Below are 15,565 nucleotides of genomic sequence, written 5' to 3'. Positions count from 1 at the left end.
GCTCGAGCGAAACAGCATAGTATCCAGCACGACTCGTTGATCACTACGTCTACTGCAGAGCCGATCCGAAGTCCACCACTCCACGGGGCACTATCCTCCGGGCCGCCTTCGGTCGAGATGTCGGGCACCGTCCTCGCGGTTCTGGCACAGGGAGCCAAGCGCCTTGCAGTTGGCGATCAAGTGCACGAGTACCAGCCGGGTGACTACCTCGTCACTTCCATCGACCTGCCGGTCACCGGCACATTCGTCGGTGCAACTCCTGAGGCGCCCGCGCTCGGTTTTGCGCTCGTTCTGGATCCCTCGGCCATTGCCGATCTACTGCTGGATGTCCGCCCCGGCGATTTATCCCGCGTGCACCACAAGGTGACACCCGCCGTCGCGGTGGGCACTCTGACAAGCGAACTACTCGACGCCGCAGTCCGTTTGATCCGATTGCTCGACCACCCTGGTGACCGCGCGGCGCTGGCGCCGCTGATCAAGCGCGAAATCCTATGGCGCCTGGTCACCGGGCAACACGGCACTGCGGTTCGCCAGCTCGGTCTGGCCGAGAGTGGCCTGCACCATATCGCGGGCGCAGTTCGCTGGATTCGCGATCATTACGACGAGCCCTTCCGCGTCGCAGACCTGGCACGAATGTCGGGGATGAGCCCGTCGGCGTTCTACCGCAACTTTCACATCGCCACCGCGCAGAGTCCGATTCGGTTCCAGAAACTCATTCGCCTTCAACAGGCCCGTCTTCTGCTGCTCTCGGCCGGCCGTGACATCACCGCCGTTGCCCACCGCGTGGGCTACGACAGCCCCTCCCAGTTCAGCCGGGAGTATCCGCGCATGTATGGCATCTCCCCTAGCGCCACCCCACTGACCGCACAGATCCCGTGACGCTTTCGCCGGCCTAGTCTGCGGCGTACGGACACCGCACAGCATCGTAGTCGTGGCTCGAGAGCTTCCCCGGCGAACGAAAAACGAGGCCTCGATCTCTTTCGAGTTCGTGACCTCGTTCTGTGCAGTTCGTGGAACTGCTCCTGGTGGGCGAAGGGGGACTTGAACCCCCACGTCCCGAAGGACACTGGCACCTGAAGCCAGCGCGTCTGCCATTCCGCCACTCGCCCGAGCAACGCAGAAAACAGTAACACAGCTCCTAATCAAACAACGATTCGCCTGGTCAGGACCATATCGCGTGCTCCACGACCCGCCGAAAAGAACTGCCTGGAACACGCGCGGGGCGCCGCCGGGTCCAAATGGTGAAAAAGTCGATACCATGCAGTGGCACGATCTGCATCACGACACGCGGAGACCTGAAAGGGGGTCGCAATGGGCATCGCCCAACGATTCGAACGCAAGCTTCAGTCCGCTATCGGCGACGCTTTCGCCCGCGTGTTCGGCGGCGGCGTAGTTCCTCAGGAAGTCGAAGCTGCCCTGCAGCAGGAGGCGACCGACAGCGTCCAGCAGCTCGATCGGGGCCACACACTGGCACCGAACAAATACGTGATCACCATCAGCGAATCCGACCATGAGGCCCTCGCTGCCGACCGGGACTTGACTGTCAAGGCCTTTGCGCGTCACCTTGATGACTTCATCCGTGAACAGGGATGGCAGACGTACGGTGACATCCATGTCGTCTTCGAGTCGTCGCCGGCACTGCACACAGGGCAGTTTCGGACTCGCGGCTCGGTTGATCCAGATGTGGGGCGCTCAGCGGCGCGCGCCCCGGCTCCGCGGAACCCGCAGAACCGCCCAACAGTGACACCCGAACCAGGAGTTGGCCCCATGACGCAGAACCCCGGCTACGAACCGAGCCGTGACCCCGCAGACGCGGAACCGCAGTACGCACGCAACGGTCACGCGCACGTCGGCCAGGATCAGCGTTACGCACAGGGCTACAACAACGGTGCCGGGTACGCGGGCGGCCAGGCCTACAGCGACCCCCAGCAGGGTGGTTACGACAACCAGTCTCAGGCCGGCTACGGCGACCAGGGCGGGTACGACCAGCAGGCCTACAGCGATCAGAACTACGATCCGCAGGGCTACCAGCAAGGCTATTCGCAGCAAGGTGGCTACGACCAGCAAGGCGGGTACGACCAGCAGGCCTACGGTGCCCAGCCCCAGGCGTACAGCCAGGACTACGGCCGCGACGGCGCTCAGCAGTACGGGCAGCCGGGCTACGACGATCGCTACCAGTCGCCGCAGCCGCAGGGCGGTGGCTACGACCAGGGTTACGCAGATCAGGGTTACCAGGCCCAGCCGTACGGACAGCAGGGCTACGCCGACCCCGGATACGACCAGGGCTACGCGGCCGAGCCTGCGTACGACCAGGGCTACGCGGGAGGCGGCTACCAGTCCCCCGCCGCCGGTCGCGTGCTGACGGCCACCCTGCAGCTCGAAGACGGCAGCGGTCGCTACTACCAGCTGCGTGAAGGCAGCAACATCATCGGCCGCGGACAGGACGCCCAGTTCCGCCTCCCCGACACGGGTGTTTCCCGTCGTCACATCGACATCCGCTGGGACGGGCAGGTCGCCATGCTCTCCGATCTCGGATCCACCAACGGCACCACCGTCAACGGCGCGTCCATCCAGGACTGGCAGCTGGCCGACGGGGACATCGTCCGTGCGGGTCACTCGGAGATCCTTGTGCGCATCCTCTGAGCTACGGGTAGCCAGGACCTACGGGGTCCGTCGACACCGTCCGACGCGTGTAATGCGCGTCGGACGCTGTATCGAGTCGACCGTGTCCGTATTGTGAGTAACCGCAGCGAACCGGACGGCATATGCCGGTCGACCGAGCCGAAGGAGGATGAGCCGTGCAGGGGTTGATTCTGCAACTGACCCGGGCGGGTTTCCTCCTCCTGCTGTGGTTGTTCGTGTGGTCCGTACTGCGCAGTCTGCGGTCGGATATCTACGCCGGAACCGCGCGACCGTTGCCGCGATATTCGCCGAAACAGTCGATGCTTCCGTCGCTGAGCCGCAACAAGACCGCCAAATATCTGGTGGTGACCCACGGTGCCCTCGCCGGCACCCGGATCACCCTGGGCACCCAGCCCGTGCTCATCGGCCGCGCCGACGACTCGACGCTGGTATTGACCGACGACTACGCCTCGACCCGGCACGCCCGGTTGTCGCCGCGGGGTTCCGACTGGTACGTCGAGGACCTCGGGTCGACCAACGGCACGTATCTGGACCGTGCGAAAGTCACCACTGCTGTCCGCGTCCCTCTCGGTACGCCTGTCCGAGTGGGTAAAACCGTGATCGAGCTCCGCCCGTGACCCTTGTATTGCGTTATGCCGCCCGCAGCGACCGCGGCCTCGTTCGATCGAACAACGAGGACTCCGTCTACGCCGGCGCGCGCCTGCTCGCGCTCGCCGACGGTATGGGTGGGCATGCGGCCGGTGAGGTCGCCTCCCAGCTGATGATCGCCGCGCTCGCGCACCTCGACGACGACGAGCCCGGTGGTGACCTCCTCGGCAAACTCGCCGCCGCGGTCCACGAGGGCAACGCCTCGATCGCAGATCAGGTGGAAGAAGAACCCGAATTGGACGGGATGGGCACGACGCTCACCGCGATCCTGTTCGCCGGAAGCAAGCTCGGACTCGCCCACATCGGCGACTCCCGCGCGTACCTGCTGCGCGACGACCAGCTCACCCAGATCACGCGCGACGACACGTTCGTGCAGTCGCTGGTGGACGAAGGCCGCATCACGGCCGAGCAGGCGCACACGCATCCCCAGCGTTCGCTCATCATGCGCGCCCTCACCGGCGCCGAGGTCGAGCCGACTCTCACCGTCCGCGAAGCCCGGGCCGGTGATCGCTACCTGATCTGCTCGGACGGCCTGTCGGACGTAGTGAGCGACGAGACGATCGCCAACACCATGCGCGAGGGCAGCCACGACGAATGCGCCGACCGGCTCATCGAATTGGCGCTGCGCAGCGGTGGCCCGGACAACGTCACCGTGGTCGTCGCCGACGTGATCGACCTCGACTACGGGCAGAGCAAGCCGATCGTCGCCGGCGCTGCGTCGACCGACGACGACGAGGACTCTCCGCCCCCGAACACCGCCGCCGGACGCGCGGCCGCCATGCGCCCGCCTCGCGCCGCCCCCAAGCGCGTGATCGTCCAGGCTCCCGAGACACCTCCGAAGAAGCGCAGCCGCTTGTGGTGGCCGCTGGTCATCCTCGCGCTGGTCGCTTTGCTCGCCGTCGGTCTCGTGGTCGGTCGCCAGCTCGTGCGCAACAACTACTACGTGGGTGACAACAGCGGCGCCGTGACGGTGCTGCGCGGAGTCCCCGGAAACGTCTTCGGGTATTCGCTGCAGGAGGCCGCACTCGTCGGGTGTCTCACCGACGAAGGCGACATCAGTCTCTCCGCACCCGGGGACGCGCAGTGCCGCGTCATGCTCGTCGACGATCTCTGGCCGGCCGCTCGCGAGCAGGTCCGCGCCGGGTTGCCGTCGGGCTCGCTCGAGGACACCAGCGCGCAGATGGAACGTCTCGCCACGATGGACCTGCTGCCTGTGTGCGCCGTCGAGGAGACACCGCCGGCCGAACCCGTCCCGGCACCGCCGGCGACTCCGGCGCCGGGAGTGGACGGCACCGCCGCACCCCTCCCGCCCGGCGAGACCTCGCCGCCCGCGGCACCACCGGCCACACCCGAGCCGGAGGTCGGCGGCCAGCCGGCTCCGGCGCCCGCGTCGGCGACTCCGGAGGTGCCGGCAGCACCTCCCGCACCGCCGCAGATACCCGGCCAGAACTGCAGGGTGGGCGCCTGATGTCGGTGACCCATGGCGCGGGGGCCTTTCCGAGTCCCCCGGGTGGCTTCGCTCCGGCACCGGTCCAGTCGACAGGTCGAAATACCGAACTTCTCCTGATTCTGGGCGCGATCGGTATCACCACCGTGTCGCTGATGCTCGTCGAAGTGAGCCTCGAGCAGACGTTCACCGCCGACCTGCTGAAGTACGGCGCGACGTACGCGGTGATGTTCCTCGTCGCACATCTCGCCGTGCGCCGGTTCGCGAAGTACGCGGACCCGTTCCTGCTGCCCATCGTCGCCCTGCTCAACGGGCTCGGCCTGGTGATCATCCACCGGCTCGATCTCGCCGACCAGGAGAACGCCCGCTACCTGGGTGTGGAGGCCCCGTCGCCCGACGCCACGCAGCAGGTCCTGTGGACCGCACTCGGCATCGGGTTGTTCATCCTCGTGCTCGCCTTCCTGCACGACTACCGGCTGCTCGCCCGCTACAGCTACACCCTCGGGCTGATCGGCCTGGTCGCGTTGGCGATCCCGGCCCTGCTGCCCTCGCAGTTCTCCGAGGTCAACGGCGCGAAGATCTGGATCAAGCTGCCCGGCTTCAGCATTCAGCCCGGTGAGTTCGCCAAGATCCTCCTGATCATCTTCTTCGCGTCGGTCCTCGTCGCGAAACGCGACCTCTTCACGACCGCCGGCAAGCATTTCCTCGGCATGGACTTCCCGCGAGCACGCGACCTCGGCCCGATTCTGGCGGCCTGGGTGCTGTCCATCGGTGTGATGGTGTTCGAGAAGGACCTCGGCACGTCCCTGCTGCTGTTCACGACCGTGCTCGTGATGCTGTACATCGCCACCGAGCGTGTCGGCTGGCTGGTGATCGGCTTCTCGCTGCTCGCGCTCGGCTTCTACTTCGCGTACCAGATGTTCGGCCACGTGCGGGTGCGTGTCGAGACCTGGCTCGACCCGTTCGCCGACTACAACAACACCGGCTACCAGATCTCCCAGTCGTTGTTCAACCTCGCGACGGGCGGTGTCGCCGGCACCGGTCTCGGTAGTGGCCGGCCGACGCAGGTGCCGTTCGCGAAGACCGACTTCATCATCGCCGCGATCGGCGAGGAACTCGGCCTGATCGGGCTCGCCGCGATCCTGCTGCTGTTCCTGATTCTCATCATCCGTGGTCTGCGCACCGCCCTCGCGGTCCGCGACAGTTTCGGCAAGCTTCTCGCGGCCGGCCTGTCGTTCACGATGGCGGTCCAGTTGTTCGTGGTGGTCGGTGGCGTGACCAAGCTGATCCCCCTGACGGGCTTGACCACGCCGTTCGTGTCGTACGGCGGTTCGTCTCTGCTCGCCAACTATCTCCTCCTGGCACTCCTGATGAAGATCTCCAATTCTGCCCGCGAGCCCGCTGTCCCACGGAAGAAGGCCACGCCGATCGCCGACGCGCCGACGGAAATGATGGGGCGCGAATGAACGGTCCGCTTCGTAAGGTCGCGATGGCGGTGATGTTCATGGTCGTCGCCCTTCTCGCCAACGCCACGTATGTGCAGGTCATCAAAGCCGACGACCTGCGCACCGATCCGCGTAACTCGCGTGTGCTGATCGACGAGTACTCCCGGCAGCGCGGCCAGATCGCCGCCGCCGGTCAGGCGCTCGCGGTCTCGATCCCCACCGACAGCCGTTACAAGTACCTGCGCGAGTACCCGGCGCCGCCGAATCAGCCGATGAGTCCGCTTGCGTACGCACCGGTCACGGGCTTCTACTCGATGCAGTACGGAAGCACCGGGCTCGAACGCTCCGAAGACGCACTGCTCAACGGGTCCGACAACCTGTTGTTCGGGCAGCGCTTCTTCGATCTGGTCTCCGGACGCAATCCTCGTGGCGGCAACGTGGTCACCACGATCGACCCCGTCATGCAGCAGGTCGCCTACGACGAACTGACGAGCCGGGGATACACCGGTTCGGTCGTCGCGATCGAGCCCAGCACGGGCCGGATCCTGACCATGGTGAGTACGCCGAGCTACGACCCCAACCGCCTCTCCGGGCACGACGGTGCCGCTACGTCGGCGGCCTGGGACGAACTCAACGCCGACCCCGACAAGCCGATGCTCAACCGGGCGATCTCGCAGACCTATCCGCCCGGGTCGACCTTCAAGGTCGTCGTCACGGCCGCGGCGCTCGAGGCCGGCGTCACCCCCGACACGCAGCTCACCGCTGCACCGACCATCACCCTGCCCGACACGGCCACCACCCTCGAGAACTACGGCGGCGCCCCGTGCGGCGGCGCACCGACGGTGACGCTGCGGGAGGCGTTTGCGCGGTCGTGCAACACCGCCTTCGTCGAGATGGGCATCGACACCGGACGAGAAGCCCTCGTCGAGCAGGCCGAGGCACTGGGCATCGACGAGAACATGGAGGTGCCGTTGCCGGTCGCGCCGAGCACCATCGGTCCGATCCCCGACGGAGCCGCTCTGGGCCAGACCAGCATCGGCCAGCGCGACGTCGCGCTCACTCCGCTCGAGAACGCGTCGATCGCCGCGACCATCGCCAACGGTGGCGTCCGGATGGAGCCGTATCTCGTGGAGCGCCTGCAGGGCCCCGACCTCGCGGTCCTCGACGAGACCACGCCCGAATCGCTGGGCCAGGCCATTCCGCCGCAGGTCGCCTCGACCCTCACCGAACTGATGGTGGGCGCCGAGAACTTCGCGGGCGGGCAGGGCACGGTTCCCGGTGTGCAGATCGCGTCGAAGACCGGTACCGCGGAGCACGGCAGCGACCCGAGGAACACGCCGCCGCACACGTGGTACATCGCGTTCGCGCCGGCGCAGCAACCCACCATCGCGATCGCGGTGATCGTGGAGGACGGTGGCGACCGTGCACTCGCCGCGACCGGCGGCTCTGTGGCCGCACCCATCGGACGAGCCGTGATCTCGGCCGGGTTACAGGGAGGCTGACATGGCTTTGAGCAACGGCGCCATGATCGCCGACAGATATCGACTCCAGCGACTGATCGCCACCGGCGGCATGGGCCAGGTGTGGGAAGGCCTCGACACCCGGCTCGACCGGCGGGTCGCGGTCAAGGTCCTCAAGGCCGAACTCTCGGGCGACGAGGACTTCCTCGCGCGTTTCCGGTTCGAGGCACGCACCACCGCCCAGCTCAACCACCCGGGCATCGCCGGGGTGTTCGACTACGGCGAAACCACCGACACCGAAGGTCAGTCGATCGCCTACCTGGTGATGGAACTGGTCCACGGCGAGCCGCTCAACGCAGTGCTGTCGCGGGTGGGCCGTTTGTCATTGCCGCACGCCCTGGACATGCTCGAGCAGACCGGGCGGGCGCTCCAGGCCGCGCACAACGCCGGTGTCGTGCACCGCGACGTCAAGCCGGGCAACATCCTCATCACCCCGACGGGCCAGGTGAAGATCACGGACTTCGGCATCGCCAAGGCCGTGGACGCGTCGCCGGTCACCCGCACCGGAATGGTGATGGGCACCGCCCAGTACATCGCGCCGGAGCAGGCGCTCGGCCAGGAGGCGACGTCCGCGAGTGACGTCTACTCGCTGGGCATCGTCGGCTACGAGGTGTTGTCGGGCCGTCGTCCGTTCCTGGGCGACAGCGTGGTGACCGTCGCGATGAAGCATGTTCAGGAGACGGCGGCCCCGTTGCCGAACGATCTGCCTGCCGAGGTGCGCGAACTCATCGGGATCGCGATGTCGAAGGACCCGTCGCAGCGGTACGCCAACGGCGGCGAGTTCGCCAACGCCGTATCCGCGGTGCGTTCCGGTCGGCCGGCGCCGCCGCCCGGCAATGTGCCGCCGGTGACCAGCGCGAACCGTGTCCTGCCCCCCGGGGTGCCGGGCACCGCGGCGCCGACGTCGGCGACACGCGCGCTCGATCCGAACCAGTACTACGCCCCGACCGCCTACACCCAGCCGCAGACCGGCGCACTGCCCCCGACGGCCGGACAGCCGCCGGTGTCGGGACCGCCGACCGCGGGTGGATCCTCCGGTGACGGCGACGGTGGCAGGCGTGGACCGAGCCCGACAGCCCTGGCGTGGGCTGCGGGCGCGGCGATCCTGCTCGCCCTCGTAACCCTCGGGATCGTCCTGTTCGGTGGCGACGACGAGGGGACCCGTACCCCGGGACCGTCGCCGACCACGCAGATGACCACGACCCGTCCCACCACGACGACCACCAGACCACCTCGGACAACGACCACCACCGAGGAGCCCGCGCCTGCGCCGGCTCCGGTGGAGACACCGACCTTCCAGGCGCCCCCCACGACCACCGTCCCGCCCACCACCACCACGGTGCCGCCGACGACGGAGACGCCCACCACGACCGTCCCCACCACCACGAACGCGACGACCCAGACCACCACGACCACCGTTACTGCGCCGGCTGCCGGCGAGACCGACGGTGAGGCGGACGGAGACGCAGACGGCGGGGATACCGATCCCGAAGCCAGCAACGGTACGAACAACGGACCGCCGGACACCCAAGGAACGTCATGACCACACCGCGCAAGCTCTCCTCTCGGTACGAGCTGGGTGAGATCCTCGGCTTCGGCGGTATGTCCGAGGTGCACCTCGCGCGGGACACACGGCTCGGACGGGACGTGGCGATCAAGGTTCTGCGCGCAGACCTCGCCCGCGAACCCACGTTCTACCTGCGTTTCCGTCGTGAAGCCCAGAACGCGGCAGCACTCAACCACCCCGCGATCGTCGCGGTGTACGACACGGGCGAAGCCGAGACGGACGCCGGGCCCCTGCCCTACATCGTCATGGAGTACGTCGAGGGCGACACCCTGCGCGACATCGTTCGCCGCGACGGCCCGATGGCACCCAAGCGCGCGATGGAGGTCATCGCCGACGTCTGCGCAGCCCTGGACTTCAGCCACCGCAACATGATCGTGCATCGCGACGTCAAGCCCGCGAACGTCATGATCAACAACGCCGGTGCCGTGAAGGTCATGGACTTCGGTATCGCCCGGGCGCTGTCGGACGCCGCCAGCCCGATGACGCAGACCGCCGCCGTGATCGGTACGGCCCAGTACCTGTCGCCCGAGCAGGCGCGCGGCGAGCAGGTCGACGCTCGGTCGGACGTGTATTCCGTCGGCTGCGTGCTGTTCGAAATCCTCACCGGCGAACCGCCGTTCAAGGGTGACTCGCCCGTGGCGGTCGCCTACCAGCACGTGCGGGAGGATCCGCCGCTGCCGTCGTCCGTGAATCCGTCGATTCCGCACGAGCTGGACTCGGTGATCTTGAAGGCGATGGCGAAGAATCCCGCCAACCGCTACCAGTCGGCCGCCGAAATGCGCAGCGACCTGATCCGGGTGCTCAACGGTCAGCGACCGAGCGCCCCGATGGTCATGACCGACGAGGACCGCACCACCCTGCTCGACGCCGCGGACCCGAACCCCGGACGGCACGCGCGCGCCACCCCGGCCGGTGCGACGGGCAACACTTCGGGTGACGACTCCGGCGGTGGCGGCGGGTCCGTCGCCAAACGGGTCCTCCTCGGCCTCGTCGCGCTGGTGGTCGTGGGCATCGTCGGTGTGTTCCTCTGGTCGCTCGGCCCCGGTTCGACCGCCGCACAGGTCGCCGTGCCCGACGTGCGCAACCTCAGTTCGGAGGTGGCGGAGTCCCAGTTGCAGGACGCCGGTTTCCGCGTGTCGATCCAGCAGAAGAACGACCCGGTGGTGGCCAAGGGCAACGTGATCAACACCCGCCCCGTGCCGGGTACGCAGGCAGAAGAGGGATCGACGGTCACGCTCGAGGTGTCGAGCGGGCCGGAGCAGGTACAGATCCCCCGCCTCACCGGAATGACTCAGCAGCGCGCCGCGCAGGAACTCGCAGCGGTGGGCCTGCGTCTGAGCTCCGACGTGCAGCGCGCCCCGTCGGACGCGGACGACGTGGATCTCGTGGTCGGGCAGAGCCCCGCATCGGGCGCGAGCATCGAGCGCGACGGCGAGGTCACGATCACGCTGGGTAGTGGACCGGAACAGGTGCGCGTGCCCAACGTGGTCGGTCAGGCCACCGCGGTGGCCACCGGCAATATCGAAGGCGCGGGCTTCGAGGTCGTCGTCGAGGAGATCGAATCGAGCGAGCCCGACGGCACGGTCGTCTCGACGTCTCCGGCGGGTGGCGCATCCGCCGCTCAGGGGTCGACGGTGACGATCAAGGTGTCCAACGGCGACCGCATCGAGATGCCGGTGGTCACCAACCGCTCGGTGTCGGAGGCGTTGTCGGCGCTGCGGAGCGCCGGGTGGACCGGCTCCGCGTCCGATCTCGTGCAGACCCGGGAAGCCACGCTTTCACCCGATCTGGTGGGCACCGTGATCACCCAGGCGCAGCCCCCGGGCTCGGAGATCTCCAAGACCCAGACCATCACGATCGGCGTCGGAGTGCTCGGTATCCGGTGATCCCCGGCATCTGACGACAAAGGTCCCGGACATCGCGTCCGGGACCTTTGTCGTGGGTGGAGGGAAACTCAGGCGGCGCCGCCGTCGAGCGCGCGGGCCATTTCGGCTTCGAGTTGCGCGACGAGCGCCTCCTCCGGCGCTTCACCGCAGATTCCGAGCCAGTTCGCGAGCATGCGGTGACCACCTTCGGTGAGCACCGATTCGGGGTGGAACTGCACGCCGTGGATCGGCAACTCGGTGTGGCGCAGCGCCATGATCACGCCGCTCTCGGTGTGGCCGGTCGCCTCGAGTTCGGCGGGCATCGTCTCGGGAAGCACGGTCAGCGAGTGGTAGCGAGTGGCCGTGAAGGGGCTGGGAAGGCCCGCAAGAACACCCGTGTCGTTGTGCCGCACGACGCTCGTCTTGCCGTGCAGCAGTTCCGGCGCGCGATCGACTGTCGCTCCGAAGGCGACACCGATCGACTGGTGACCCAGACATACCCCGAGGAGCGGGGTGCTCGTGTCGGCGCATGCCTTCACGAGGTCGATGCTGACACCGGCGCGTTCCGGGGTGCCCGGGCCGGGGCTCAGCAGAACACCGTCGAACTCCTCGGCGACGCGGGCCAGCGCACCCGGCGCGGTGAGCCGTTCGTCGTCGTTGCGCCACACTTCCGCCTTCGTGCCGAGCTGGCCGAGGTACTGGACCAGGTTGAAGACGAAGCTGTCGTAATTGTCGACGACCAGGATGCGCATGCCACGAGGTTACCGGCAGGTCAGCGGGTGGGTGCGCCCCCGGTATAGGCGGGGACGGAGAGGTCGGCGCCGCTCGTCTGGGTGTAGCCCAGCCCGTAGCGCGTCGCATATTGCTTGTAGACCCTGATCCCCGGTTCGGCGTCGAGCGCCGCCTCGAGCCGCGACCGGTCGCCGAGAGCGGTGATGACGTACGGCGGGGAGTATGTGCGGCCGTGGAGCAGCAGCGTGTTGCCGATGCAGCGCGGGGCCGACGTGGCCACGATCCGCTGATCCTGCATCGAGACAGCCTCGGCGCCGCCGGCCCACATCGCGTTGAGCACGCTCTGGACGTCCTGCTGGTGCACAACGAGATCGTCCGGTGACGCCCCGGACGGATACTTGCCGTCGGCGTCGCGCGACGCGTCGGTGAGCGTCACCGTGACCCCCGGACCGTGCAGAGCGGTCAGGCCCGCCGGGTCGGCGACGGCGGAGAGTTCGTCGAGCACGGACGCGACGTCGCCGTCGGTCGCAGCGACGCGGTCCTGCACCTCTGCGACCTGCCGCGCGAGGTCGTCACGGGTGTCGGCGAGATCGTCGGTCCCGGATTGCGCGGCGCGGACGAGGTCGGACAGCCGTGGCGAGTCGCCGACGCGAAGCTCGTGCCCCTCGGAGACACCGCGTGTGGTGCCGATCAACAACCCGCCGACGAGACAGACGGCCAGGGTCGCGGAACCCCAGACCACTCGGCGCGGCTGCCACTCGGACACCTCACCCCTCCGTTCCGGCCTTACGTTAGCGTTGACACGACAGCGTTAGCGTATACAGCACAGGTAGCTGCCCAACTTACCCCGCTCGTCCGGCACGAGCGGAGTCGCAAGAACGAGGACACGATGCCCAAGTCGAAGGTACGTAAGAAGGACGACAGCGCGACCCGGACGGTGAGCCGCACACCTGTGAAGGTGAAGGCTGCGCCGTCGAGCACCCTCTACGTGTCGGTGATGCTCGGCCTGATGATCATCGGTCTGCTGTGGCTGGTCGTGTATTACCTGGCGGCAGAACAGATTTCCTGGATGAACTCGCTGGGTGCCTACAACTTCCTCATCGGATTCGGGTTCATGGTGGCCGGTCTCGTCATGACCATGAAGTGGCGCTGAAAGCGCGCTCGCTCCTGTGGATTACATCTTTGTTATTCATCCCCACCTGGGGATAACCCTGTGTACAAAGCGATATGAGGGCTGACGTGAGCACCGAGGACACACCGCGGTGGTCGACGCCCCCTGGCGCCGTCGCCGCGCTCGCAGTGGGAGGCGTTGCACTCGGGGTGGCGGCGATGACGGCAGTCGACGCCGCCGGCCGCGTGCTCGTCGGGTTCGCGGCGCTACTGGTGCTCCTGTTCGCAGCTTCGGCCTGGCGCCAGCGGCCGCGCCTCGAGGTGCTGCCCGGATCGTCGGGGCTCGCCGTGACCCGGTTGACGGGGCGACGTGAGTACCCGGCTACGACGCTGCACCGCGTGCGACTCGTGGAATATCCCCGGATGGGCCGCCGGGTACCCATGCTCGAGATCGACACGATCGATCCGCGTGACGGTTCGGAGAATCTGATGATCTTCGGTCGCTGGGACCTCGGGACCGACCCCCGCGCCGTGCACGAGGCACTCGGCGCGCGGGGGTTGGCACCCGATCACAAGCCCAGCTGAGCCCGTAAGCGCAGTACCGCGAGTACGCCCAACGCCACGACGAGGATCGTGACCGCACCGAGTGCGATCCATCCTGTGCGCACCACGCGTGCGCGATCGTTGCCCGCACGGAGCGACTGCGGGCCGTACAGCAGTGCCGCGGTGGCGGCCGCACCTGCCACGAGCCCACCGAGATGTCCCCAGAGGGAGATTCCGGGGATCGTGATGCTGATGAACACGTTGAGGGCCACGACCCCCAGTACCGGTGCGGGACTGCGGCGAAGCCTCATCAAGATCACCGCTTGCGCCCCGAGCAGCCCGAAGACCGCACCGGAGGCGCCGGCCGTGACGGCTCCCGTCTGCAGCAGCATCACCGCTGCGGAACCGCCGAGGAGCGAGACCAGGTAGACCGCAAGATAGCGGGCACGGCCGAGAACAAGCTCGGTGTCGCGTCCGATGATCCACAGCGCGAACATGTTGACTGCCAGGTGGAGCAGTCCGAAGTGCAGGAAACCGCTGCCCAGAATCCGGATGTATTCACCGTTGGCGGCGATCGCCGGGGGCCACAGGGCCCAGTCCAGGAAGAGCGACGACGACCGCTCGTTGTTCATCACGCTGCCGGACTGCGCGGCGGTGACGAGGAAGACCAGAACGTTCAGCGCGATCAGCGCGTACGTCACGACCGGGGTGGCTCTCCCGGAGCGTGCGGGAGCGCCCGCGATGGTCCGGGCCTGCGGCGTGGAGCGGGCGGCCTCGGCCACGCAATCCACGCAGTGCTGGCCGACCGCTGCCGGACGCAGGCACTCGGGGCAATACGGTTTGCCGCACCGTGTGCAGGTGAGCAGGGTCGGGCGATCGGGATGGCGGACGCACCGCGGCTGGGGCTGCCGACCACCGTCCTCGGCCGCAGGACCCCAGCCGGGGTTCGTCATGGCACTTACCTCAGGAGATGGTGATGCTGTTGATGACGACCTCGTCGACCGGGCGGTCGGCGCGATCGGTGCTGGTGGTGGCGATGGCGTCGACGACCTTCTTCGAGTCGGCGTCGAGGACCTCACCGAAGATGGTGTGGCGACGGTTCAGGTGCGGCGTCGGGCCGACGGTGATGAAGAACTGCGAGCCGTTGGTGCCCGGACCGGCGTTCGCCATGGCGAGCAGGTAGCCGCGGTCGAACTGGAGTTCCGGGTGGAACTCGTCGCCGAACTGGTAACCCGGGCCGCCGCGGCCGGTGCCGGTGGGGTCGCCGCCCTGGATCATGAAGCCGTCGATCACGCGGTGGAAGACGGAGCCGTCGTAGAACGGTCCGCTCGACTCGCCCTTCGCGTTCGACGAGCTGTAATCCTTGGTTCCCGTGGCGAGGCCGACGAAGTTCTCGACGGTCTTCGGCGCATGGTTGCCGAAGAGAGCGATCACGATGTCTCCACGGTTGGTGTGGAGCGTGGCAGTTGCTGTCTGATTCGGTGACGTCATTCCCCTATGGTGCCATTCCCGTCTCGGACGCCCGCTGAGTCCTTCCCCTACAAGGTCCTTCCCCTAAGAGACCGGACGACGGACGCCGAACGGACGCGACCGTATGGAAGAGTGGAGCCATGACGAAGGTGAGCGACTTCAGCATCCGCAGCGGTTCCCTCCCCGACCTCGTGTATCCCCTTGCGCAGGACGGAAGCCTGAGCGACGCCCTGCACGTCGCCGGCGACGGCGCGGTCACCCTGGCGCAGGGTTCTGCCGCGGCGGGCATCCTGCTCACCCGCCAGGGCCTCGAACTGACGAAGAACCTTGTCGACCGCGCGCAGGAGGTCCGCCGGGAGAAGGCTGCGGCGTCCGCGCCTCGGCGCAGGAAAACACCCCGGCCGGGACGCAAGACGCTGGTCACGACAGGTGTCGTGGGTGCGCTGGTGCTCGGCGCCGTCGCGCTGTACCGGAGTCGCCGGCCGGCTCACCCGCCGATCGCGCCGGAGCCTCCTCGCGTGCGTCCGGTCGCTACCGACGCCGCCGCAACGCCCGCCGACCGAGCCGGCTGAGCC

The 15,565-nt window shown here is 67.7% G+C and carries 15 protein-coding genes and 1 tRNA gene; 11 read left to right on the top strand and 5 right to left on the bottom strand.

All coding sequences use genetic code 11. The features are described 5' to 3' along the window. Positions 1–879 (top strand): AraC family transcriptional regulator (locus AC0B44_RS16320; protein WP_471903878.1); only part of this gene is annotated, 879 nt, incomplete at its 5' end. A 144-nt stretch (positions 880–1,023) separates the two neighbouring features. On the opposite strand, the gene AC0B44_RS16315 is transcribed toward AC0B44_RS16320, so the two are convergent. After that, positions 1,024–1,109 (bottom strand) — tRNA-Leu (locus AC0B44_RS16315). 202 nt (positions 1,110–1,311) lie between these two features. Between AC0B44_RS16315 and AC0B44_RS16310 the strand changes: the two genes are divergently transcribed. From AC0B44_RS16310 to pknB, 7 genes are all read left to right on the top strand, one after another. Next, positions 1,312–2,643: a DUF3662 and FHA domain-containing protein gene (locus AC0B44_RS16310; RefSeq protein ID WP_471903877.1), complete on the top strand. Its 1,332-nt coding sequence runs from the start codon at positions 1,312–1,314 to the stop codon at positions 2,641–2,643. Positions 2,644–2,798: 155 nt separating this feature from the next. Beyond that, a complete protein-coding gene (locus AC0B44_RS16305) occupies positions 2,799–3,260 on the top strand; it encodes an FHA domain-containing protein FhaB/FipA (RefSeq protein WP_072701176.1) in 462 nt (153 codons plus the stop codon). After that, the gene (locus AC0B44_RS16300; protein WP_471903876.1) at positions 3,257–4,759 is read left to right on the top strand and encodes a PP2C family protein-serine/threonine phosphatase; all 1,503 of its coding nucleotides are present in this window, start codon (positions 3,257–3,259) and stop codon (positions 4,757–4,759) included. The genes AC0B44_RS16305 and AC0B44_RS16300 overlap by 4 nt, the downstream gene beginning before the upstream one ends. Beyond that, positions 4,759–6,204 carry an FtsW/RodA/SpoVE family cell cycle protein gene (locus AC0B44_RS16295; protein ID WP_471903875.1) on the top strand — a complete coding sequence of 482 codons (1,446 nt, stop codon included), beginning with the start codon at positions 4,759–4,761 and terminating at the stop codon, positions 6,202–6,204. Before AC0B44_RS16300 ends, AC0B44_RS16295 begins: the two co-directional genes overlap by 1 nt. Next, positions 6,201–7,685, top strand: a complete 1,485-nt coding sequence (locus AC0B44_RS16290; RefSeq protein ID WP_471903874.1) for a peptidoglycan D,D-transpeptidase FtsI family protein — start codon at positions 6,201–6,203, stop codon at positions 7,683–7,685. The genes AC0B44_RS16295 and AC0B44_RS16290 overlap by 4 nt, the downstream gene beginning before the upstream one ends. Before the next feature lies 1 nt (position 7,686). Further along, positions 7,687–9,246 (top strand): serine/threonine-protein kinase, encoded by a 1,560-nt coding sequence (locus AC0B44_RS16285; protein ID WP_471903873.1) that lies wholly within the window; start codon positions 7,687–7,689, stop codon positions 9,244–9,246. Then, positions 9,243–11,156, top strand: coding sequence for a Stk1 family PASTA domain-containing Ser/Thr kinase (gene pknB, locus AC0B44_RS16280; RefSeq protein ID WP_471903872.1), 1,914 nt, complete (start codon positions 9,243–9,245; stop codon positions 11,154–11,156). The genes AC0B44_RS16285 and pknB overlap by 4 nt, the downstream gene beginning before the upstream one ends. Positions 11,157–11,224: 68 nt before the next feature. Here pknB and AC0B44_RS16275 read toward each other — a convergent pair whose 3' ends face one another. After that, positions 11,225–11,887, bottom strand: a complete 663-nt coding sequence (locus tag AC0B44_RS16275; protein ID WP_471903871.1) for an aminodeoxychorismate/anthranilate synthase component II — start codon at positions 11,885–11,887, stop codon at positions 11,225–11,227. Positions 11,888–11,907: 20 nt separating this feature from the next. Continuing rightward, the gene (locus AC0B44_RS16270) at positions 11,908–12,633 is read right to left on the bottom strand and encodes a DUF881 domain-containing protein (protein ID WP_471903870.1); all 726 of its coding nucleotides are present in this window, start codon (positions 12,631–12,633) and stop codon (positions 11,908–11,910) included. A 123-nt stretch (positions 12,634–12,756) separates the two neighbouring features. Between AC0B44_RS16270 and crgA the strand changes: the two genes are divergently transcribed. Beyond that, a complete protein-coding gene (gene crgA, locus AC0B44_RS16265; RefSeq protein ID WP_471903869.1) occupies positions 12,757–13,020 on the top strand; it encodes a cell division protein CrgA in 264 nt (87 codons plus the stop codon). Between the two features lie 74 nt (positions 13,021–13,094). Further along, the gene (locus AC0B44_RS16260) at positions 13,095–13,562 is read left to right on the top strand and encodes a PH domain-containing protein (protein WP_471903868.1); all 468 of its coding nucleotides are present in this window, start codon (positions 13,095–13,097) and stop codon (positions 13,560–13,562) included. Here the strand turns inward: AC0B44_RS16260 and AC0B44_RS16255 are convergent. Further along, entirely contained in the window at positions 13,547–14,473 is a 927-nt protein-coding gene (locus tag AC0B44_RS16255) for a rhomboid family intramembrane serine protease (protein ID WP_471903867.1), read from the bottom strand. The genes AC0B44_RS16260 and AC0B44_RS16255 overlap by 16 nt on opposite strands. A gap of 10 nt (positions 14,474–14,483) precedes the next feature. Then, the gene (locus AC0B44_RS16250; protein ID WP_471903866.1) at positions 14,484–15,011 is read right to left on the bottom strand and encodes a peptidylprolyl isomerase; all 528 of its coding nucleotides are present in this window, start codon (positions 15,009–15,011) and stop codon (positions 14,484–14,486) included. A gap of 119 nt (positions 15,012–15,130) precedes the next feature. Between AC0B44_RS16250 and AC0B44_RS16245 the strand changes: the two genes are divergently transcribed. Continuing rightward, positions 15,131–15,562, top strand: coding sequence for a hypothetical protein (locus tag AC0B44_RS16245; RefSeq protein WP_471903865.1), 432 nt, complete (start codon positions 15,131–15,133; stop codon positions 15,560–15,562). Positions 15,563–15,565: the final 3 nt, after the last annotated feature.

This window comes from Rhodococcus sp. NPDC019050, from assembly GCF_055664235.1.
This window is presented reverse-complemented; position numbering and strand designations above follow the sequence as displayed.